The following is a 19,934-nucleotide window of genomic DNA, read 5'->3' on the forward strand; positions in this document are numbered from 1 at the left end:
ACTACTTCCCGCTTTCGAATTGGAGACAATTGATGATGGAGTTTTCAACAGTGTCACTCAGCGCGTGGTCCGTGTAATAGGCGGTATGCGGACTGATGAGCACGTTCGACAGTTTTTCCAACCGCAGCAACGTTTTGCTCTCTATCGCCTTGTTCCGGCAGTCGGCGTAGAAGATGCCTTCCTCTCCTTCGAGGACGTCCAGCGCCGCTCCGCCCAGCTTTCCGCTTTCCAGTGCCGAAATGAGGGCTTCGGTTTCGATCAGCGGGCCACGTCCGGTGTTGATGATGTACGCGCCGTCCTTCATCCGCTCGATGTTCTTCTCGTCGAGGAGATGATAGGTATCCGTGGTGAGCGGCACGTGCAGTGTCACGATGTCGCTCTGCTGCAGCAATTCGTCGAGGGGGACGTACTCGGCCGAGGCGGTCAGCACCGTGTCGTAGGCCAGCACCTTGCAGCCGAAACCGCGCAACCGCTCCAGGACGGCGACCCCGATACGCCCTGTTCCGACCACGCCGACGGTCAGATCGCGCAGCTCTTTCCCGCGCACCTCGTTCAGCCGGTAGTCGTGCACCTCGGTGCGGCGGAGGATGGACTTGGCGTCGCGCACCGCCATCAGCATGAGCATCAGCGTGAAGTCGGCGACACTGTCCGGCGAGTAGGCGACGTTGCCGACGGTGATCCCCACGCTCGCCGCGTACTCCACGTCGATGTGGTTGAAGCCGATGCTCCGCGTGGAGATGTATTTCACGCCGGCTTCGCCGAGCGCGAGAAGAATGGAGTTCGTGACCTTGGTCTTGTGACCGATACTGATACACCTGTTTCCGGAGACCAGTTCGATATTGGTCTCGGATACCGGCTCCTCCACAATGGTCGGCACAATGCCGAAACGAGGTGCCATCTCCCGGAACAGGGCGGCCTCGTCCTGTCCGCATCCATAAATCGTGATTCCCGTTGCCAAGACGGCCGAGGAGGAGGCGGACGCCAGCGATCCGGTGCGGGGGGCAGCTGATCGCGCTGGTTCGCTGTAGGTCATGCCCGACATTGTAGGCAGCGCGATGTTGCCGCTTCTTATGGGGTTTTCGATGCCCCGACAATAAGTTACCAACTGGTAGCGCCGAGTGCACGCCGTTGTCGCCCACCTGCGCCGCGCAGCTCTAACGCAGATCTTGCCCGCCCGCCCCCGGCGTCGAAACCGCCCCGTGACGGATGCCACAAAGCCACGCCGACACGAGGTCCGCGAGGGCTTCCGGAGCGTCTCTGGCCACGAGATGCCCCGCCGCCGGAACACCCGCGACGGCGACCCGGGGATTGGCCTCGCGCAAACGATCCACGTCGGCGTCACGGAGCGGCGACCCCTGTCCGGCGTGCACCACCAAGATGGGCATGTCCAGTGCCCCGGCCGTCGCGAGCAGGGCGGAACCCGAGCCGAGGACGTCCTCCACCAGGCGCGTGTAGCGCCCGGCGAGCCCGTGGAAGTCGAGCCACGCACGCGCCCTGGCGGGTTCGAGGCCGGGTACGACGTCGACGAGCACGAGCCCGGAGGCCCTGGCCGCGACGGCGGGATCCGCCAGCGCGGCGATGGCGGCCAAGCCACCGACCGAGGCACCCGCGAGGACGATCGGGGCCGGCTGGCTTTCGATCATGCCGGCCACGTCGCCGGCCAGTGCCCGGAGCGTGGTCGCCCGGCCGGAGCTGTCCCCGTGACCGCGCAGGTCGAAGGCCACCGACCGGAAGCCGCGGCGGGCCAGCACCGCGGCGACCGGCGCCCAGACCGCACGTCGCTCCCCGCCCGCATGCAGCAGCAGAACCGTCGGACCGGCGCCGGTCACCGTGCCCCGCAAAGTGACATCCCCCAGTTCAAGACTGATTTCCGTGGTCATGACCGCCCCCTTACCTTGGCCTGTCAAGGTAGCGCAGATACCTTGGCGCATCAAGGTACGATGCCGATCGTGACGACCCCCCGCGCACGGCGGACTCCCGAAGAGGCCCGGCGGCTGATCCTCGACGCCGCGGCCTCACTGCTCGGCGAGTCCGGCGTGGCCGCCGTCCAGATGCGGGCCGTGGCCGCGCGGGTCGGCATGACCGACGCCGGCGTCGCCCATCACTTCGGCAACCGCGAGAAACTCCTCGCCGAACTCCTCCGGCACGGTGGCCGCCGCCTCCGGGACGCGCTTCGGGAACTCCTCGCGAACTGGCTGGACCGTGGCGCCGACCTGCTCGAACTCGTCGAAGCGCTGCACGGCCTTTACCGGAACGGCTTCGGCGAGCTCGCGGTGGCACTGCACGCGGCGGGCTGGCACGACCCCGGCAGCGGGATGCTCGACCCGGTCGTCGACGCCCTGCATCGGCTCCGGCCGCCAGGCTGCTCCCTCGACGACACGCGGCTCGCCGTCGCCGCCCTGCATCAGGCGATGGCCACCGAAGCCCTGTACGGGAGCGATTTCCGGCGCAGCGCCGGGCTCACCGGAACGGCGGCGGACGACTCGGCCGCGCAAGTGCGCTGGTGGGCGCGGCAGCTCCACCTCGCGCTCGGGCTCAGGCCTGGTACGGACCTCGGTCGCCGAGATCCGGGCTCACCCGCGGGTTCCGGCCATCCTGCCCGGGCACCGGGGTGACGGTCGGCTCCTGCAAGGAGTCGACGCGGTCTTCCTCGCGCTTCCGCAACCGGGTCTCGACGACGTTGTCCTGGCGCCGATGGCCGAGCACGGACAGGGTGAGGACGTGGGCCACCGCCATGAGCAGCAGGAAAACGCCCAGCCTGCCGACGAAGGCGGCCGCCGAACCGGACCACTCCGGAGCCACGACCGCCAGCAGCGCCAGCATCCCGATCGCCGCCAGGTGGAAGACCGTCACCACCATCCAGGCCACCGACCCGCTTCCCTCGCGGGCGTCCGGCCCGGTGAGGTAGCGGCGGGCGCCGCGATACAGGACCTGGCCGTCCGCGACGACGAAGATCAGGCCGATGATCAGGAAACCCGGAAGTTCGTTGTCGGGCATCGTTGCCTCCTCCGTTTCCCGGGGGATACCCCGGGAGTCCGGCGAGACCGGCCTCATACCTCGATCGTGTGACGGTCTCGTGAGCGGTAAGGACGGTTAGAACCGTCCTTACCGCTCACGACCCGGAAGGTCAGCGAATACCCTGCGAAATGCGCTCCCCCAGGCCTTCGACGGCGCCGAGCGCTGCTCGCAGCTCGGCGGCGTACTCTTCGGCCCCGGCCCGCAGGCCACGCTCGACGGCGCCCACGGCGTCGAACGCCTCGACGTCCCCGCCGCTCAGCGCGGCGACCGACTCCTTGACCACGGCGCCGAGCAGCAGTTCTTCCGGCACCCCCGGCGTTCCTTCCAGCGGCCAGACGAGATCGTCGAGCACGCTCTGCCCACCGACCTCGCGGACCAGGCCCGCCGCGGTGATCCCCGGAACCCGGAAACCCTCCGGCAGTACCGCGCGAAGGCTCAAATTGTGCGAAAGCCAGTACAGCAGCTGGCCGTTCACCTCCAGCTTGACCGGCTTCGGCGCCAGCCACAGCGTGAGGTTCACGAAGTACTCGGTGAGGCGGTCGAGCACCTCGCCGCCTTTTTCGAAGCCCCACAGGTTGAGGTCGAAGTAGTGGTGCCACGTGGCGTCGGCGACGATTCGCCCGACCCCGGCCGCCGCACCGTCGTACGCACTGGTCACGCCGTAGACCTTGCCGTCGCGTTTGTCGGTGCCCTGCGCGACGATCTCGGGTTTCGGCTGGCCCGCGCGCCCGGACGGCCACACGTCCGCCGGATACCGCTCGGGAATGAGCAGCTGTCCTTCGTGCATGTGGTCGGGGAAGACGGTGATCGGGCCCCGCCTGCCCTGGAACAACGCGTGCGGCCTGCCGAGCCGCTTCCGCAGGATGAGCTCCTGCGGGTACGGGTCGAGGTCGTTCGGGATCGGGTTGTTGATATCGCTGCCCCACGGGTCCGGCTGGTGGGTGTTGTGGCTGAACTCGATGCTCGAATCCGGCCGGTCGTTCCACACCCGCAGCTCACCCGCGCGCGGGACCCGGTGTCCCAGCGCCCGGCCGAGGTTCAGGTATTCGGGCAGTGACGGATCCGCTCCCGGCGGGCGCGGATTCGAGTGGTCACCGGTGATGAGCACGCCACCGCCGGCGTCCATCCAGGCCCGCAGCGCGGCGACCTCCGCGTCCACGAGCTCGTTTTCCGGCTGTCCAGGCATATTGCACGGCAGGAAACCGAAGAACCACACCTGCTCGTATCCGGCGAGAACTTCGGAAGTGAGTTTGCCGGCGGCATGCCCGCCTTCGTGCCGGTTGAGCAGATCGATCTCGAATTCGGCGAAGAACGGCTGATTCGCCAGAATCAGATCACGGACGATACCCAAGGAAAAGCCGTTGTTGCCGGTAAAGCCGACAAGGTCGGTGTAGAACAGAATTCTGATCTTCGGCTTGGCGAGCGGACTGTTCTGGTCCGCGACAAGACGTGCGTCGAACATGGTGGATTCCCCCTAGCTCGCGGCAACCTGCCGTCCTCCCCGGCGGCGCCGTCCTTCCACGTATACCGGAACTTCCGGTGATTCCGCAGAGACGATGGCGCGCTGAGGATTTCGCTGCGATCAAGAAGTGAATCGAACGAAATCCTTTTCCGGCCCCACGCGGCCGCCCCGGAGTGCCTGCGCGAGGATGCGGGGATGGGTTACCGGACCTGGATGCGGTACTTCACACCGTCCGCCGTGCATCGTCGGCTGGGCCTGGTGTGCCTCGGTGTCGGGCTGCAGCACGGGACCCTGCCCGTCGTGGGGCCGCGCGTGCTCGACCATTACGTCGCCGTCGTGGTGTCCAAGGGGCGCGGGTGGTTCGCCGTGGCGGGCGGCGACCGCCAGGAGGTCGTCGCGCCCGCCTTGCTGTGGCTCGTCCCCGGCGTCGGGCACCACTACGCGCCCGACCCCGCGCACGGCTGGGAAGAGTGTTTCGTCGACTTCGACGGCAGCGCCGTGGACGCGTACGTGGAACTCGGTTACGTCACCCCCGCGACGCCGGTGGTACCGCTGGGCGACGTCGAGGCCGTCCGCGACATCGTGAGCCGGATCGTGCGCTGCGCGCGAGGCGGCAGCCCGCTGGCCCAGGTCGACGCCTCGGCGGCCGTGCATCATCTGCTGGTGGCCTTGCGCCGGGCCGCCGACAGCACCCCCAGTGACGGTTCCCTGCTGGAGGCCCTGGCGCAGGACGCCCTGTTGCCGATCAGCGTCGCGGAGATCGCGGCCCGCCGCGGCATGACGCTGGCCGAACTGCGCGCCGCGGTGCGCCGCGGCACCGAGACCGGCCTGAAGGACCACCTGCTGACCCTCCGCCTCAACCGCGCCAAGGAACTCCTTGCCACCACGCGAATGCCGGTGCAGGAGGTGGCACAGGCGATCGGCTACGAGGACGCCGCCTACTTCAGCAGGCTCTTCACCCGCCGGGTCGGCGTCTCCCCCGCGCGCTTCCGCGAATCGCGAGTGCGGGCCGTCCCCGGCGGCTGGAGTTCGCGGGTTCCCCCTCCCGACGACCCGCCGCTCGTGCCGACGGACTGAGCTTGGACTTCCGCACCGCACCACTTGGACTTTCCGTGCAATAACTGCATGAACGACGCTTGAAGTTGAGCGAACGCGTTGACTTACGCGCAACAACGTTCATAACATCGGCGACCGCCCCGCCAACTGTGGTGCGGGTCACCTTTGGGAGAGAGTCATGCGGACCCTGCCTCTTCTCGGCGCCGCGGCGTTGGCCGTGGCGGCGACCACGGTGGTACCGGTGTCGTCCGACGCCGCGCCGCCGGACGCGACGTACACCATCACGGTCGACGCCAAGAAGTCGTTCAGCCCGACCACCGACACCCCGGCGAGTACCTATGTCGACAAGGACGGCACGTTCTACTTCCAGCAGGCGGCGGCGCTCTACGGCGCGGACCAGCCGCGCGAGTGGGACTTCTACAGCGGACGCGATTTCGACGGCTTCACGAAGAACCCGATCAGCACCGCGGTGAACCCGGCCAACCCCGCCGACCGCAACGACGACACGACCTGGCGCTGCAACAACAGCCCCACCGGCAAGGAATCCACGGACCCGCCGGCGGGCTCGGGCTATTCGCAGCGCAACTTCTGCGATCTCGTCGGCACCTGGGTCGATCCGGACACCGGTGACTGGTACGGCCTGATCCACAACGAGTTCACCCCCGAACCGTTCGGGGCGTATTCGTTCTCCCATTACGACGCGATCGACATGGCCGTGTCGAAGGACCAGGGCAGGACGTGGACCATCAAGGATCACGTGATCACCTCGCCCTACAGCACCGAACGCGGTGACACGGCGGCGTTCCCACATCAGACGTTCGACTACGGCGACGGCGACCCGCGGCTGTTCGTGGACACCGCCTCCGGGTACTTCTACGTCTACTACGGCTCGCGCATCGTCCCGAAGGCCGGTGCCGGCGGCCCGATGACCGGGCTGGCGCACGTCGCCCGCTCGCCGATCTCGGCCAAGATGGCCTCCGGCTCGTGGCAGAAGTGGTTCGACGGAGGCTGGACCCAGCCGGGCGTCGGCGGCCGCGAGAGCAACATGGTCCCCGTGTCCGCCGCGGGCGACACCGGCTACACGCCCGTCGCGGACGACTACGACCCCGCCAACACCGGCAACGTCAGCCAGCAGATCGCCGCCGGACAACTGCCGCGCAAATCGGATCTGTTCATCATGAACATCGCCTACAACGCGCATCTCGGTCTCTACCTCGGCGCGCCGGAGGCCGTGGACAGCGTCGTCCCCCAGCGCTATTACGTGACCGACGATCTGACGACGCAGAAATGGCGGCTGATCGGCGACACCGGGAGCTACACCAACCAGTCCTGGTACCGCTGGTTCGTCGACGCCGCGAACAAGACGAATTCGACCATCATCGGCAAACAGTTCCGGTCGTACTGCGCGGTGGCCTGCTCGAACAACGCGGGCGGCGAGTACACCACCCAGACCATCACGTCGTCCGCGCCCGCACCGTCCCCTGTGGACACTTCGCGCAAGTACCGGATCGGCCTCGGCGACGGCCGGGTTCTCGCGCAGGGCACCGGGACCACGACGACGTCGGTCGCGAGCACGGCCGGCTCGGACCGTGAGGCGTGGCAGTTCTCGCCCGACGGTGACGGCTCGTACCGCATCGCCAACGCCGCCACCGGCCAGCTCCTCGGCGTCGACGCGGTGCAGGCCGGCCGGGCATGGGGCGCGAAACCCACCGTGACGTCGTCCTCCACGGTCGGGCAGCAGTGGTTCGTCATCCCGTCCACTGTGGACAGAGGAACCTTCCGGCTGGTGAACCGCTACAGCGGGCTCGTGCTCGGTCTTTCCGGCAAGACGTCACGTCTCGCGGAGACCACCCCGTTGCGTTCCTGGACCGACACCACCGGGAACGCCGTGGGCGGCGGCCGGACCCCGGCCGAGCAGACGCTGAAGTTCACCGATGCCGGTGCGGGCGGTCTCGGCGGGGTCCACACCCTGGCCGCGGCAGGCAAGAACCTCGACGATCCGGACTCGTCGACGGCCGCCGGCACCCCTCTGGTCACCTGGACACCGAACCAGGGCGCCAACCAGAAGTGGCTGTTCACCCGGCAGTCCGACGGTTCCTACACCCTGACGAACGCGCATTCGAAACTGTGCGCCGACGTCGAAGGCGGTGCCACCGCCGCGGGCGCCCGCGTCATCCAGTGGACGTGCACCGGCGGGCCCAACCAACGCTGGACCGCGGCGAAACAGCCTGACGGCGGCTACAAGCTCGCGAGCGTCCGCTCCGGCTTGCTGCTGACGACAGCGTCCACTTCGGACGGTGCCGCCGTCACCCAACGGGCCGACACGGGCTCCGCGCTCCAATTGTGGAAGATCGGCTGACTCGGGTGGCAAATCACACTCTCGCCGCACCCTCCCCGGCCACGACCGTCTCCCCTCATGAGAGCGCTTCGGTGAACAGTTCGCCGAGCGTGGAGGGGAGAACACCATGAAGCACACCGGCATCGTCCGTACCGCCACCATCACCGGCGTCGCCGCCGCGCTGAGCCTGGCCGCCGTCGTCCCGGCGCTGGCGAGCCCGCAGAACGATCCCGTCACCACCGTGGCCGACCTCGACGGCGACGGCGAGATCGAAACCGTCACCGCGCAGCTCACCGGTGACTACGAGCAGGTCGTCTCCGCCACCGTGCACGGCACCTTCATTTCGATCCGCCTCGGCGCCGACAGCTGGGTCCCGCTCGAGGCCCCGCTCGTGACCGACCTCAACGGCGACGGCCGCGCCGAACTGATCGTCACCCAGGCCGTCGGCGCCAACACCACGTTCGTCACGGCCCTGCACTACGACGGCCGCGACCTGAGCCAGGTCGTCGACAACGAAGGCAAACCACTGTCGGTCCCCGAGGGCGGCGGCGTCTCCGCCCATGTGGGTTACCAGTGCACCCCGCTCGACGGCGGCGGCCGCACCTTCGAAACCGTCAAGACCGAAGCCGACGACGTCCGCGCGAACCCGATCACCTATTCGGGCACCCGTACCGTCTACACGCTTCGCGACGGCGCGCTGACCACCCGGAAGATCATCTCGATCAAGAACCGTCCGTTGACCGACCCGGTGCTCGGCACCGACGCCGCGACCTGCCACCAGGCCGGGAGCTGATCGCCGACCCCTGCCCCCTAGCGCGTGAAGGCCCCCTTCCCTCGGCTGAGCCGAGGGAAGGGGGCCTTCACGCGCATGTGTGGTTTACGGAGCGTAGGTCAGGCAATTGGCGGCGTGGTCGCCCTCGCCCGGTCCCACCCGGACACTCGATGCGGTGCATTCCAGCGCGGAATTGTGGCGGCAGTCGGCCCGGGAGCAGGCTCCCACCTGTGCGGTCACTCGATCGAGTCCGCCCTTGGTGTTGAGCGGGACGAACGTTCCGCAGTCGGCCGATCCGTTCCCGCCACCGACCGTGATGGCGAAAGCGTGACAGCCGTCGTGGTTGTACGAACAGCCGCTGACCGTGCATTCGTGGACAGCGGGCATTTCGGTGGTGGTCATAACGACTCCTGTACTTCGTGGTGGTGGTGTCGTTCGGTATGACCAGGGTTGCACCGGCCCGTCCCGGCGGCAATTCGGGGAAATTCCTTCATGTCCGGGCGACCGGAATCAAAGGTCGAGATCGAGGCGTGAAGACGCGCGGGAGACACAGCAGTACATCCGTCCCGGTGGCGCGCCGATATCGTCGCGGTGGTCCGGTTCGCCGCCGGTGACGCCGATCTCGCAACTGCCGCAAACCCCTTCACGGCAACCGGACGGGATACGGAACCCCGCGTGGTTCAACGCGTCCAGCAGCGAATCTTCCGCGGCGACCGGCACCGTCCGCCCCGAACGCACGCAGTTCACTTCGAACGGCTCCGCGGGAGGGAATTCCTTGGCCACGGGCCGGAAACGCTCGATATGCAGTCTTTTCGCGGGGAACACCGCTTCGGCCGCGTCGAGCATCGACGCGGGACCACAGCAGTAAACCAGCGCGTCCGGGCCGAGCCCGGCGGCCAGCGCGGCGAAGTCGGGCCTGCCTCGCTCGGCGGTGACGTGAAGGCGAACCCGGTCGCCGTACGCGGCTTTGAGCTCGGCGGCGAACGGCATCGTCGCTTCGGACCTGCCCACGTACACCAACCTGGCCGTGGGACCCGCCGCCGCCAGCATCGGCAGCAGGGGCGTGATCCCGATCCCGCCCGCGATGAACAGGTGTCCGGACGCGGGCAGCAACGGGAAGTTGTTGCGCGGCAAGGAAACGTCGAGCGTCCGGCCCGCACGCAGGAACAGGTGGACGTACTCCGAACCGCCCCGGCTCAGCCGGTCGTACCGGACGGCGACGCGGTAGCCGCCGCGATCGGCCGGGTCTCCGCACAGCGAATACTGGCGGGTCAGCCAGTTCGGCAACGCCACATCGACGTGCGCGCCCGGTTCCCAGGGCGCCAGCGGGCCTTCGGCGCCGCGCAGGACGAGTGAGACGGTTCCTTCGGCGACCGGTTCCACGCGGTCGAGAACGGTTTTCTGCATCGACGAATTCACCTCAGTACAACCGCCGGTAGCCGGTTTCGAGCATGGCCTCCAGTACGGCCGGTTCGACGCCGAGCCCCATCTGCTCGGCGGCCATCTCGCCGGCGGACGGCAATTCGCCCGCCAGCGCCTGGCTCGCGGGATCCCAGAGCCGGGACCGGATCAGCGCGCGGCCGCAGTGGAAGAAGGTCTCCACCACGTCGACGATGATCGCCAGTTCCGCCGGTTTGCCCTCGGTGCGCATCCTGGCGAGCACGTCCGGCTCGTCGGTCGGATAGGCGCGGCCGTTGACCCGGAACACCTCCCGCACGCCGGGGACGACGAACATCAGGCCGATGCCGTCGTTCTCGGCGAGATTGCGGAAGGAGTCGGCGAGCTTGTTGCCCGGCCGGTCGGGGATCGCCAGGGTGCGCTCGTCGAGCACCTTGGCGAACCCCGGGTAGTCGCCGCGCGGCGAGCAATCGGGCAGGCCCGTCGCGTCCGACGTCGCCATCGCCATGAAGGGGGCATGGGCGATGAACCGATGGCCGTGCCGGTCGATCCGGTCGTGGACCTTCGCCTTGATCATGGCCTCCGGCTCCCCCAGCCGGGCACGGACCTCCTCGGGCGAAAGTCGGCGAGGACGGGTATCACTGCTGGTCATGGCACAATTATGAGCAATTGTTCAGCCCGCTCGCTACTCGCTTTAGCGCCGCTTCACCGGGAGTGCCATGACGTCGGAGCAACGACGCCTTCAGCCACGTAAACAGCCACGCCAGGTCCGGGCGGAGCTGACCAGACAGCGCATCCTCACCGCGGCTGCTCACGTTTTCGCCGAGTACGGGTACGCCGCGGGGACGACGAACCGGATCGCCGAACGGGCCCGGATCTCGATCGGCTCGCTGTATCAGTACTACCCGAACAAGGACGCGATCCTGGCCGAGTTGCTCACCCGCCACCTCGACGGTGACCGGGCGGCCGAAACGCTGCGCCGGTACAAGCGGTCGCCGGAGCCGTTGGAGACCGTCATCCGCGAGTTCGTGCACACGGTGATCGAGAACCATCTCGACGATCCGCGGCTGCTGCAGATCATGATCGAGCAGGCGCCCCGCTCCGGTGAACTGCTGGAACGCGTCACCCGGCTGGAATGGGAGATGGTGGGTGACCTGCGGGAACTCCTCCACGGCCACCCCGAGGTCCGCGTGCGGGACAAGGACACCGCGGCCAGGCTCGTCGCGTCCACTGTGGAATTGACCGTGCATCAGCTCATCGCCGCGCCCGGCTCCCTCGACGTCACCCGGCTGGAGAACGAGCTCGTGGCGATGATCACCGGCTACCTTCGCGCCTGATTTCCGGGGGTTGACCAGGCGATGAATGGGTATCCACCGGTGTGAGCCGAGTAGAGAACAGGATGCGCGCCGTCGCCGCCCGCTGGCGCCGGAGGGGCGGCACGCTCGCCCTGCTGTGGACGCTGATCACCCTCGGCCTGGCCACGATGCTCTGGGTTTCGGGCTTCCGTGCGTGGCCGGTGTACCTGACGGCGGCGCCGGGCGCCGTCGTCTCCGTCCTGCTGTGGATCGGGGTCGCGCGCACCCGCCGCGGGAGGGGCGTCGAGAAGCAGCCGAGCGGTTGAGCTATTTCGTCGCGCGCATGGCCAGCCGGTCGAACTCGCGGTCCGGCAGGGTCCTGTTGAGTTCCAGGAGTTTCTCGGCGAGGTGGCCGACCGCGTAGCGGGTTTCCGGGTTTTCGGACTCGACGGCGCGGCGGATGGCGTCCACGACGACGGACGGGTCGGAGCCGTCACTGAGCCCGGTCTCCCCGTGCCGCGCCATGGCCTCCGCCATCTCCCGGTACGCCCCACGGCCGGAATACTCGCGGAGCTGCGCGGCGGTCTGGTCTTCGAACTCGGTTTTGACGATGCCCGGCTGGATGATCACGACGTCGATGCCGAAAGGCTCGACCTCCATGCGGAGCGTGTCGGAGAACGCTTCGAGCGCGTGCTTCGACGCGTAGTACCAGGCTCCGAAAGGCAGGGCGATCTCGCCGCCGATCGACGAGACGTTGACGATCGTGCCGGACCGCTGGGCCCGCATGGCGGGCAGGACCAGCTGAACGAGCCGGGCAGGCGCGAGAAGGTTGACTTCGAGCTGGTCGCGCGCGCGGTCGAGGGGCACGTCCTCGACGGCGCCGTGCAGCACGGTGCCGGCGTTGTTGACCAGGACGTCGATCCGTTGGTGCGCTTCGAGGACGGTGCCGACCGCACGACGGAGATCGTCCTCGTCCCTGGCGTCCATCTTCAGCGGATGGCCGCCCGCCGCGCGGAGGTCGTCCATCTTCCGCACGCGCCTCGCGGCGCCGTAGACGATGTGTCCCGCGCGCAGCAGATCCAGCGCGGTGGCGTGGCCGATCCCCGACGAAGCGCCGGTGACCAGGCATACCTTGGCCGTCATCCCGTGTGCCCTCCCGATCTTTTCGCTTCCCCCGAAACACTAGGCTCGTTTTTCCGGAGCCGGCAACTTTGTACAACGGTTTCCCTAGTTCAGACACCTATAATCGATGCAATGACCATGAAGCTGAATGCATCGGGAGGGCAGGACAGGTGCCGGGAAGACGCCTGACCCACGACGAACGCGGGCAGATCGCTTCGGGGCTGTCGGCGGGCCTCACGTACGCCGAAATCGCCCGCCGGATGGGCCGCCCCAAATCGACGGTGATCCGTGAAGTCGCGCGCAACGGCGGCGCCCACGGCTATCGGGCGGGCCAGGCTCAGCAGGCGACGCGATGGCGGGCACGCCGCCGCAAACCCGGCCCGGCGCCCAGCGCCGCACGGACCCCGGAGACGGTGCGGGACTTCGAGACCGAATTCGCCGAGACGATGGCCGCGACCGGTGTCCCGTCGATGATGGCCAGGGTCCTGGCCTGCCTGTTCACCGCGGACACCGGCGGCGGTACCGCCGCCGAACTGGTCGCCCGGCTGGAAGTCAGCCCCGCGTCGGTGTCCAAGGCCGTGGGCTGGCTCGAACAGCGGGGCCTGATCACCCGCGAACGCGAGGGCGGGCGGCAGCGGTACGTCGTCGACGACGACTTCGGCTATCGCGCCTGGCGCACCAGTCTCGACGCGATGACCCGCTGGGCGGAGGTCACCCGGCGGGGCGCCGGGCTGATCGACGGGCCGGCGGGAGCGCGGCTGGACGCCACCAGCCGGTTCTTCCGGCATCTGCACGAGGACATGAGCGAGGCGGCGGAACACTGGCGGCGCACGGCACGCGTTCGTCCGTGAAGGCCTCCTTGAGGGACCCAGGGTCCCTCAAGGAGGCCTTCACGGACTTGCGGGAGCGAGGTCACCCACGCTTGAATTCCTCCCAGGTCACCTTCTTCACCTTGGGGCCGTCGTCCTTGGCGTGGCTCGCCAGGCCGTTGAGGCCCTTGAAGTAGTCACCGGCCTGAGCCTGGGCCTGCGGCGACATGTCGGTGTCGCTGATCGCGATCCCGTGGATGTGCTCCGCCCAGTTGCCCTGGCTCGGGGTGCGGTGCCACGCGGCGAAGCCGACCTCGCGCAGCGCCTTCACCGCGGCGGTCTTGTTCGAGATGTTGTTCACCGAGATGTCGACCGCGCCGCCGCCGTCGTGCGTGCCGCCCGAGGCACCGACACCGCCGGCGTTGTACGAGCCCTGGGTGATGGTGAACTTGACCCCGGCCTTCTTCTCCGCGGCCGCGATCATGTCGGCGGTGCGCTTGTTGACCGTCTTGCCGTCGAGGCTGGTCTTCGAGCCGACACTGATCGGCGCCGTCACGGTGTAGCGGCCTTTGCCCAGTTCGGTCAGCGAGCCCTTGCCCGGCAGACCGCTGGCGGCGAGGCCGCTGTGCCCGAGCGACTTCTGGTACTTCTGGTACGCGGTGACCGTCGACGTGCCGAAGTGTCCGTCGACCTGCTTCTTGTCGAGCAGGTTCTTCGCGGCCAGCGCCTGCTCGACCGCCTTGACGCTCTCCCCGGAGCCCGGCGTGATCGACTGGTCGGCCTTGTACGGATCCCACATGGCCGCCTTGACCACGGCCTCCATGTTGACCGACGGCGCGGCCGCCGCGGGCTGTCCCGCCGTCATCCCCAGCGCGGTCGCGGACAGTGCGGCGAACATCGCGGCGGTTGCCACCTTGCGCATGACTGCTCCTTCACTCGATGGCTGCTCCCCGTGAGCAGCTCATGACCGACACTGGCCCGGAGGGTGTGTCAGCCGGAACCGCCTGTACGGAACGTCTGACGTCAAAAACCGCAGGTTGACAGCGTCTGACAGCGCCCGGGCCCGGCGGAACCCGCAGGTCGGCGCGGCGATCCGGACACTCGTCGCGATATAGTCACCAGGCCGCGCAGAGCGACGAAAATCGTTGTCACGTCAGACACGATCGCGAGGGGGAGCGTGCCGGAACCGCGAACAGGAGAACGGGCACCGGAGCTGGAAGCGTTCATGGACGGGCTGCGGAAGCTCCGGACACGGGCCGGGGAGCCGTCCTTCCGGAAGATGGCGGCGAAGTCCGGCGCGGTGTCCCACGCGACCCTGCACCTCACCGTCACCGGTACGCGGTTGCAGCCGTGGGAGACGGTCCGCGAGTTCGTGCGCGCCTGCGACGGTGACGAAGAGGAATGGCACGCCCGGTGGCAGGGCGTCCAGCTCGTGCTCTCCGCCGACCGTGAACCGGAACCCGGGCCGCGGTGGCGGTCCAGCCGGGTCCTGGTGCCGCTGGCCCTCGTGCTCGTCGCCGCGATCGCCGCCGTCGTGGTCATCCTGCTGCCGGGCGAGCAGGGCACGCCCGCACCGCCGCACCCCGGCGACTCGAGCAGATTCGTCGCCGACGTGACCATCCCCGACGACACCGTGGTCAAACCCGGCACCCAGTTCGTGAAGGTGTGGGAACTCGAGAACACCGGCACCGTCGAGTGGCGGAAGCGGTACCTGCGCCGCACCGATCTTCCGGTCGCGCCCGGCACCTGCCGCACCCCCGACCGGATCCCGGTCAACGACACCGCGCCGCGTGGACGTGTCCAGGTGACGGTCACCGTGAGCGCTCCGCAGAACGCCCCGGCCGACTGCAAGGTGTTCTGGAAGATGGTCGACGAACAGGACCGGGAACTCTTCCCGGCCAGCAGGCCGATCTACTTCTCGGTCCTCGTCCGCGCCTGAGCCGTAACTCGCGTGATCCGAGCCGTAACTCACGTGATCCGAGCCGTAACTCGCGTGATCCGAGCCGTAACTCGCGTGATTGGAGGCGTAACTCGCGTGATTGGAGGCGTAACTCACGAGTTACGCCTCCAAGCACGCGAATGACGCGCCGGATCACGCGAATCACGAGTTCGGCACCCGGCGAAAACACCTCGATAGGCCGGAAAAGTGCGCTAGCCGACGCTTTCCGGGCTCCCTACGCTGGATTCCGCGCACGAGAACCACAACCGTCCTCGGGAGTCTCCGATGAGAGCAACGAGAATCGTGTTCTGCGCCCTGTTCGCCCTCGGCGCCGCCTGCCTTTCCCCGGCGGCGACGGCCGCCCAAAACGCGTTCACGCTGTCCAGTACCGCGTTCGCCGACGGTGGACTCATGCCCAAGGTCCACGAGTGCACCAGCGGCGGCGGTCAGGATCCGGCCAAGAAGAACGAGTCGCCGCCATTGGCCTGGTCGGGTGCTCCCGCCGGGGCGAAGAGCTACGCGATCGTCATGCGCGACCTCGACAACGCCGCACTGATCCACTGGGTCATCTACGACATCCCGGCGACCACGGCTTCGCTCCCCCAGAACGTCCAGCACGTCTACCGGCCCCCGGTGCCCGCCGGCTCCAGACAGGTCTACTACCGCGGAAGCGCGAGCCTCTACGGCTACCAGGGCCCGTGCTCGCCCTCCACCGTGAACACCTACGAGTTCGTCGTACACGCCCTCGACCGGACGTCGCTCACCGGTCTGAACTCCGGTTCGTCGACCCGGACCGCCGCCCAGACGATCACCGCGGCTTCGATCGGCTCGGCGAGGATCACCGGCGAGTCGTAAGTCCCCTGGTCACCCGTGGCAAAATCGGCCCAATGCAGATCGGGATGCTGGGGCCCTTCGAGGTGCGCACGGACGACGGTGGCTTCGCCGACGTGCCGGGTGCCCGGTTGCGCGGGCTGATGATCGCGCTCGCGCTCGAACCGGGCCGGGTCGTCCCGAAGGCGACGCTCGTCGACTGGATCTGGGGTGAACAGCCGCCCGCCGACGCGACGAACGCCTTGCAGCGCTTGGTTTCCCGGCTGCGGAAGGTGCTGCCGGAAGGGGTCGTCGAGGGGCAGACGGACGGCTACCGGCTGAAGGTGCAGCCCGACGCCGTCGACGCCGTGCGGTTCGAACGTCTCGTCGGCCAGGCGCGCGGTGACGAGGAGCCCCAGCGGCTGCGTGAGGCCCTCGCCCTGTGGCGCGGCGCGGCCATGCAGGACGTCGGCCTTCAGGACAGCGGCGCCTTCGACGCGGCGGTCACCCGGCTCGAAGGACTTCGCCTGACGGCGCTGGAGGATCGGTTCGACGCGGAACTCGACCTCGGCCACGGCGCGACGCTGGTCACCGAACTGACCGATCTGGTGGCCGCGCATCCGCTGCGCGAGCGGCTCGTCGCCGCCCTCATGCGGGCCCTCGCGGCGACGGGCCGTGACACCGAAGCGCTGCTCGTATACCAGCGCACGCGGGAAGCCCTGGCCGACGCGCTCGGCGTCGATCCGTCGCCGGAGCTGTCCGCGGTGCACGTCGCGCTGCTGCGGGGCGAGCTGGGGCGGCGTGAAGAAAACCGCAAGACGAACGTGCGCGCCGAGCTGACCAGTTTCGTCGGCAAGGACGCCGACGTCGCCAAGGTCCGCGACCTCGTCACCGGGCACCGGCTCACCACCCTGCTCGGCCCAGGCGGCTCGGGAAAGACCCGGCTGGCCACGGAAACCGCGCGCACCCTGCTCGGCGATCTGCCGGACGGCGCATGGCTGGTGGAACTCGCCGCCATCGGCACGGAAGACGATGTCGCCCAAGCGACTCTCGCCGCGCTCGGGCTGCGGGACGCCCTGCTCGGCGACTCGTCGAACGCGGAACCCATCGAACGGGTCATCGCCGCGATCCGGGACCGGGAGGTCCTGCTGATCCTCGACAACTGCGAGCACGTGATCGAGGCGGCCGCGGCGTTCGCCCATCGCGTGCTCGGGGAATGCCGCCGTCTCCGGATACTGGCGACGAGCCGGGAGCCGCTCGGCATCACCGGCGAGACGTTGTGGCATGTCGTGCCGCTGGCCGTGCCGGACCGGCACGCCGGTCCCGCCGAGATCGAATCCTCCCCCGCCGTCCGGTTGCTGCGGGACCGGGCGAGCGCGGTACGCAAGGATTTCGTGGCGGATGAGAACACTTCGGCCACCATGGCGCGCGTGTGCCGGATCCTGGACGGGATGCCGCTGGCGATCGAACTGGCCGCGGCGAGGCTGCGCACCATGTCCATCGATCAGCTCGCGAACCGGCTCGACGACCGGTTCCGCCTGCTGACCGGCGGCAGCCGGACCGCGCTGCCCCGGCACCGGACGTTGCGCGCCATGGTCGACTGGAGCTGGGAACTGCTGTCCGACGCCGAGCGGACGGTCCTGTGCAGGCTCTCGGTGTTCTCGGGCGGGGCGAGCCTCGAAGCGGCCGAGCGGGTCTGTGTCAGCGAGGCGGTCGAGCAGTACGAGGTCCTCGAACTGCTCACCACGCTGACCGAAAAGTCGCTGCTGGTCGCGGCGGGCGACGAAGCGCCGCGCTACCGGATGCTCGGCACGATCAAGGAGTACGCCGCGCAACGGCTCGCCGAGGCGGGCGAAACGGTGGTGGCACGCCACGCGCATCTCACCTATTTCACCGAGCTCGCCGAAGCCGCGGAGCCGATGCTCCGCCGCGCCGAGCAGCTGGACTGGCTCGCCAAACTCAAGGCCGAGCACGACAACATCACCTCCGCGATGCGCGGCGCCCTCGCCGCGGGCGAGGGCGCGCAGGCGATGCGGCTCGCGGCGGCCTGTGGCTGGTACTGGTGGCTCAGCGGGTACCGCACGGAGGGCATGGAGCTGGTCAGCGCGGCCGTCAAGACACCGGGCGAGGTGTCCGACGACGTCGCGGCCGTGGTGTACGGGCTCGTCTCACTGTTCGTGAGTTCCGGTTTCGCCGACGAACACACCGCGGCGAAGTGGATCCACGAGTCGTACCGGCTGGGCATGCACAGTGAGAACAAGCATCCGCTGCTCGGGCTCGTCGTCCCGCTGGAACGCATGCTGGCCGGGGACGAAGCGCTGTCCGCGTGGGAACCGGTGCTGGAGGACGAAAACGACTGGGTCCGGGCGCTGGGCAGGCTGCACCTCGGCAAGATGCGGATCACGCTCGGCCATCCCGGCCGGGAGGCGGACGAATACCTCGAGCAGGCGCTCAGGGAATTCCGGGCGATCGGCGAACGATTCGGGATCTCGTTCGCCCTCACCGAATTGGCGGACCGTATCGCCACTCGTGGCGAGTTCGCCACGGCTTGTGAGTACTACGAACAGGCGATCACGGCCGTGACGGAGATCGGCTCCCTCGAGGACCACATCCGGCTGCGGTCGCGGCAGGCGCAGCTGTACTGGCTGATGGGCGACGAGGAGGCCAGCGCGGCCGCCGTGGCCGAAGCGCAGCGGTACGCCGAGCGGGTCACCTGGCCTGGTGCGCTGGGCATGCTCGCCCTCGCGCACGCGGAACTCGCCCACTGGCGCGGCGAAACCGAAGCGGCGGCGCGGCAGCTCGACCTCGCGATGACGGTGATGGGCGACGAAGCCGGTCTCGGCCACGTCCGCGCCATCAGCCACGACCTTCGGGGCTACTTCGCGGACGAGCTCGAAAAGTCCCGTGAACACCGGCGAGCGGCCTGGGAGGCGGCCGCCGAGGTGCGGCACGTGCCCCTGATCTCCCACATGCTCGTCGGGATCGCGGATCTGGCCCTGCGCCAGGACGATCCCGAGCAGGCCGCGCGACTGCTCGGAGCGGCCGACGAGTTGCGCGGGCTGCCGGACCGGTCCCGTCCGGACGTGACCCGGATCGAGGAGACAGTGCTGCGCCGCCTCGGCGAAGCGAAATTCGCGGAGGCGGCGCGAGAAGGCACCGAAGCGGACTGGAAGCGGCTGGCCGAGGTCACGCTCGCTTCTTGAACGTCGAGGACGCCCACAGGTATCCGGCGAGCGCGATGCCGGCGCACCATCCGAGGGCGGGGAGCACGTCGCCCGCCGCCGGTGCCCCGTCGAGCAGCCCGCGCAGGGTCTCGATGATCGGCGTGAAGGGCTGGTACTCCGCGAATTCCCGGAGCCCGGGGCCCATCTTCTCGGCGGGCACGATCGCGCTGCTGAAGAACGGCAGCATGACCAGCGGCACCGAAGCCATCCCCGCGGTTTCCGGGGATTTCGCCGCCAGCCCCAGCGCGACCGTGAGCCAGGCCGCCGCGAAACCGAGCAGGACGACGATCCCCACCACGCCGAGCCAGTCGAGGAAACCGGCCGCCGGGGAGAAGCCCAGCAGGAAGGCCACCCCGGTGAGCGCCGCGATGGCGAGCAGGTTGGTCAGCACGCTGGTGACGACATGCCCGTTCAGCACCGCGCCGCGGGAGACGTCCATGACCTTGAACCGGTTGATGATGCCCTTGGTCATGTCGGAGTTCACCGCGGTCGCGGTCGCGCCGAGCCCGTAGCAGACGGCCAGCAGCATCAATCCCGGCGTCGCGTAGTCGACGTAATCGACGCCGACGCTGAAGGCGTCTCCGAACACGTACACGAACATCAGCATCATCACGACCGGCATCAGGATCGCGTTGAACACCGAGGTCGGGTTGCGGACGAGGTGCTTGAAATTACGGCGCAACATCACCGT

Annotated in this window: 20 protein-coding genes; 10 read left to right on the forward strand and 10 right to left on the reverse strand. The window is 68.6% G+C overall.

Annotation, left to right across the window (positions count from 1 at the left end; all coding sequences use genetic code 11):
* Nucleotide 1: 1 nt before the first annotated feature.
* Together vanH and CVV72_RS21765 are read right to left on the reverse strand one after the other, a co-directional pair.
* Nucleotides 2-1,033 (reverse strand): VanH-AOV family D-lactate dehydrogenase, encoded by a 1,032-nt coding sequence (gene vanH, locus CVV72_RS21760; RefSeq protein ID WP_304511254.1) that lies wholly within the window; start codon nt 1,031-1,033, stop codon nt 2-4.
* Nucleotides 1,034-1,154: 121 nt separating this feature from the next.
* A complete protein-coding gene (locus tag CVV72_RS21765) occupies nt 1,155-1,880 on the reverse strand; it encodes an alpha/beta fold hydrolase (RefSeq protein ID WP_219145560.1) in 726 nt (241 codons plus the stop codon).
* Between the two features lie 69 nt (nt 1,881-1,949).
* Between CVV72_RS21765 and CVV72_RS21770 the strand changes: the two genes are divergently transcribed.
* Nucleotides 1,950-2,615, forward strand: coding sequence for a TetR/AcrR family transcriptional regulator (locus tag CVV72_RS21770; RefSeq protein WP_255632206.1), 666 nt, complete (start codon nt 1,950-1,952; stop codon nt 2,613-2,615).
* Here CVV72_RS21770 and CVV72_RS21775 read toward each other — a convergent pair.
* The gene (locus CVV72_RS21775; protein ID WP_219145562.1) at nt 2,536-2,997 is read right to left on the reverse strand and encodes a hypothetical protein; all 462 of its coding nucleotides are present in this window, start codon (nt 2,995-2,997) and stop codon (nt 2,536-2,538) included. The genes CVV72_RS21770 and CVV72_RS21775 overlap by 80 nt on opposite strands.
* Nucleotides 2,998-3,127: 130 nt before the next feature.
* Nucleotides 3,128-4,480: a hypothetical protein gene (locus CVV72_RS21780; RefSeq protein ID WP_219145563.1), complete on the reverse strand. Its 1,353-nt coding sequence runs from the start codon at nt 4,478-4,480 to the stop codon at nt 3,128-3,130.
* Nucleotides 4,481-4,675: 195 nt separating this feature from the next.
* Here CVV72_RS21780 and CVV72_RS21785 point away from each other — a divergent pair, with 195 nt between their 5' ends.
* From CVV72_RS21785 to CVV72_RS21795, 3 genes are all read left to right on the forward strand, one after another.
* Complete coding sequence (locus CVV72_RS21785) at nt 4,676-5,557, forward strand: AraC family transcriptional regulator (protein ID WP_219145564.1); 882 nt, start codon at nt 4,676-4,678, stop codon at nt 5,555-5,557.
* Nucleotides 5,558-5,714: 157 nt separating this feature from the next.
* Entirely contained in the window at nt 5,715-7,895 is a 2,181-nt protein-coding gene (locus CVV72_RS21790; RefSeq protein ID WP_219145565.1) for an RICIN domain-containing protein, read from the forward strand.
* A gap of 106 nt (nt 7,896-8,001) precedes the next feature.
* Nucleotides 8,002-8,667 carry a VCBS repeat-containing protein gene (locus CVV72_RS21795; protein ID WP_219145566.1) on the forward strand — a complete coding sequence of 222 codons (666 nt, stop codon included), beginning with the start codon at nt 8,002-8,004 and terminating at the stop codon, nt 8,665-8,667.
* Between the two features lie 84 nt (nt 8,668-8,751).
* Here the strand turns inward: CVV72_RS21795 and CVV72_RS21800 are convergent, their stop codons facing one another.
* From CVV72_RS21800 to CVV72_RS21810, 3 genes are all read right to left on the reverse strand, one after another.
* Nucleotides 8,752-9,048: a DUF1540 domain-containing protein gene (locus tag CVV72_RS21800; protein WP_219145567.1), complete on the reverse strand. Its 297-nt coding sequence runs from the start codon at nt 9,046-9,048 to the stop codon at nt 8,752-8,754.
* A gap of 108 nt (nt 9,049-9,156) precedes the next feature.
* On the reverse strand, nt 9,157-10,053 hold the full coding sequence (locus CVV72_RS21805; protein WP_219145568.1) for a PDR/VanB family oxidoreductase: 897 nt from the start codon (nt 10,051-10,053) through the stop codon (nt 9,157-9,159).
* 13 nt (nt 10,054-10,066) lie between these two features.
* Nucleotides 10,067-10,696 carry an MSMEG_1061 family FMN-dependent PPOX-type flavoprotein gene (locus tag CVV72_RS21810; RefSeq protein WP_219145569.1) on the reverse strand — a complete coding sequence of 210 codons (630 nt, stop codon included), beginning with the start codon at nt 10,694-10,696 and terminating at the stop codon, nt 10,067-10,069.
* Nucleotides 10,697-10,763: 67 nt separating this feature from the next.
* On the opposite strand from CVV72_RS21810, the gene CVV72_RS21815 reads away from it, so the two are divergent.
* The gene (locus CVV72_RS21815) at nt 10,764-11,381 is read left to right on the forward strand and encodes a TetR/AcrR family transcriptional regulator (RefSeq protein ID WP_219145570.1); all 618 of its coding nucleotides are present in this window, start codon (nt 10,764-10,766) and stop codon (nt 11,379-11,381) included.
* 62 nt (nt 11,382-11,443) lie between these two features.
* Nucleotides 11,444-11,665 carry a hypothetical protein gene (locus CVV72_RS21820; protein ID WP_219145571.1) on the forward strand — a complete coding sequence of 74 codons (222 nt, stop codon included), beginning with the start codon at nt 11,444-11,446 and terminating at the stop codon, nt 11,663-11,665.
* Between the two features lies 1 nt (nt 11,666).
* On the opposite strand, the gene CVV72_RS21825 is transcribed toward CVV72_RS21820, so the two are convergent.
* Complete coding sequence (locus CVV72_RS21825; protein WP_219145572.1) at nt 11,667-12,482, reverse strand: oxidoreductase; 816 nt, start codon at nt 12,480-12,482, stop codon at nt 11,667-11,669.
* Nucleotides 12,483-12,631: 149 nt separating this feature from the next.
* Here CVV72_RS21825 and CVV72_RS21830 point away from each other — a divergent pair, with 149 nt between their 5' ends.
* On the forward strand, nt 12,632-13,312 hold the full coding sequence (locus tag CVV72_RS21830; protein ID WP_219145573.1) for a helix-turn-helix domain-containing protein: 681 nt from the start codon (nt 12,632-12,634) through the stop codon (nt 13,310-13,312).
* 61 nt (nt 13,313-13,373) lie between these two features.
* Here CVV72_RS21830 and CVV72_RS21835 read toward each other — a convergent pair whose 3' ends face one another.
* A complete protein-coding gene (locus tag CVV72_RS21835; protein ID WP_034313585.1) occupies nt 13,374-14,192 on the reverse strand; it encodes a peptidoglycan-binding protein in 819 nt (272 codons plus the stop codon).
* A 255-nt stretch (nt 14,193-14,447) separates the two neighbouring features.
* Between CVV72_RS21835 and CVV72_RS21840 the strand changes: the two genes are divergently transcribed.
* From CVV72_RS21840 to CVV72_RS21850, 3 genes are all read left to right on the forward strand, one after another.
* The gene (locus tag CVV72_RS21840; RefSeq protein ID WP_219145574.1) at nt 14,448-15,209 is read left to right on the forward strand and encodes an NBR1-Ig-like domain-containing protein; all 762 of its coding nucleotides are present in this window, start codon (nt 14,448-14,450) and stop codon (nt 15,207-15,209) included.
* 285 nt (nt 15,210-15,494) lie between these two features.
* A complete protein-coding gene (locus tag CVV72_RS21845) occupies nt 15,495-16,064 on the forward strand; it encodes a YbhB/YbcL family Raf kinase inhibitor-like protein (RefSeq protein WP_255632208.1) in 570 nt (189 codons plus the stop codon).
* Nucleotides 16,065-16,096: 32 nt separating this feature from the next.
* Nucleotides 16,097-19,222 carry a BTAD domain-containing putative transcriptional regulator gene (locus tag CVV72_RS21850; RefSeq protein ID WP_219145575.1) on the forward strand — a complete coding sequence of 1,042 codons (3,126 nt, stop codon included), beginning with the start codon at nt 16,097-16,099 and terminating at the stop codon, nt 19,220-19,222.
* Here CVV72_RS21850 and CVV72_RS21855 read toward each other — a convergent pair.
* The gene (locus CVV72_RS21855; RefSeq protein ID WP_370641966.1) at nt 19,206-19,928 is read right to left on the reverse strand and encodes an ABC transporter permease; all 723 of its coding nucleotides are present in this window, start codon (nt 19,926-19,928) and stop codon (nt 19,206-19,208) included. The genes CVV72_RS21850 and CVV72_RS21855 overlap by 17 nt on opposite strands.
* Nucleotides 19,929-19,934 lie beyond the last annotated feature (6 nt).

It is taken from the genome of Amycolatopsis sp. TNS106 (assembly GCF_019330265.1).
Classification (GTDB): Bacteria; Actinomycetota; Actinomycetes; order Mycobacteriales; family Pseudonocardiaceae; genus Amycolatopsis; species Amycolatopsis lurida.

Excerpts from the sequence above, each read along its gene's own strand:
- vanH (WP_304511254.1), bottom strand. The coding sequence starts at position 1,033 with ATGACCTACAGCGAACCAGCGCGATCAGCTGCCCCCCGCACCGGATCG.
- CVV72_RS21765 (WP_219145560.1), bottom strand. The coding sequence starts at position 1,880 with ATGACCACGGAAATCAGTCTTGAACTGGGGGATGTCACTTTGCGGGGC.
- CVV72_RS21775 (WP_219145562.1), bottom strand. The coding sequence starts at position 2,997 with ATGCCCGACAACGAACTTCCGGGTTTCCTGATCATCGGCCTGATCTTC.
- CVV72_RS21780 (WP_219145563.1), bottom strand. The coding sequence starts at position 4,480 with ATGTTCGACGCACGTCTTGTCGCGGACCAGAACAGTCCGCTCGCCAAG.
- CVV72_RS21785 (WP_219145564.1), top strand. The coding sequence starts at position 4,676 with ATGGGTTACCGGACCTGGATGCGGTACTTCACACCGTCCGCCGTGCAT.
- CVV72_RS21790 (WP_219145565.1), top strand. The coding sequence starts at position 5,715 with ATGCGGACCCTGCCTCTTCTCGGCGCCGCGGCGTTGGCCGTGGCGGCG.
- CVV72_RS21795 (WP_219145566.1), top strand. The coding sequence starts at position 8,002 with ATGAAGCACACCGGCATCGTCCGTACCGCCACCATCACCGGCGTCGCC.
- CVV72_RS21800 (WP_219145567.1), bottom strand. The coding sequence starts at position 9,048 with ATGACCACCACCGAAATGCCCGCTGTCCACGAATGCACGGTCAGCGGC.
- CVV72_RS21805 (WP_219145568.1), bottom strand. The coding sequence starts at position 10,053 with ATGCAGAAAACCGTTCTCGACCGCGTGGAACCGGTCGCCGAAGGAACC.
- CVV72_RS21810 (WP_219145569.1), bottom strand. The coding sequence starts at position 10,696 with ATGACCAGCAGTGATACCCGTCCTCGCCGACTTTCGCCCGAGGAGGTC.
- CVV72_RS21815 (WP_219145570.1), top strand. The coding sequence starts at position 10,764 with ATGACGTCGGAGCAACGACGCCTTCAGCCACGTAAACAGCCACGCCAG.
- CVV72_RS21820 (WP_219145571.1), top strand. The coding sequence starts at position 11,444 with ATGCGCGCCGTCGCCGCCCGCTGGCGCCGGAGGGGCGGCACGCTCGCC.
- CVV72_RS21825 (WP_219145572.1), bottom strand. The coding sequence starts at position 12,482 with ATGACGGCCAAGGTATGCCTGGTCACCGGCGCTTCGTCGGGGATCGGC.
- CVV72_RS21835 (WP_034313585.1), bottom strand. The coding sequence starts at position 14,192 with ATGCGCAAGGTGGCAACCGCCGCGATGTTCGCCGCACTGTCCGCGACC.
- CVV72_RS21845 (WP_255632208.1), top strand. The coding sequence starts at position 15,495 with ATGAGAGCAACGAGAATCGTGTTCTGCGCCCTGTTCGCCCTCGGCGCC.
- CVV72_RS21850 (WP_219145575.1), top strand. The coding sequence starts at position 16,097 with ATGCAGATCGGGATGCTGGGGCCCTTCGAGGTGCGCACGGACGACGGT.
- CVV72_RS21855 (WP_370641966.1), bottom strand. The coding sequence starts at position 19,928 with ATGTTGCGCCGTAATTTCAAGCACCTCGTCCGCAACCCGACCTCGGTG.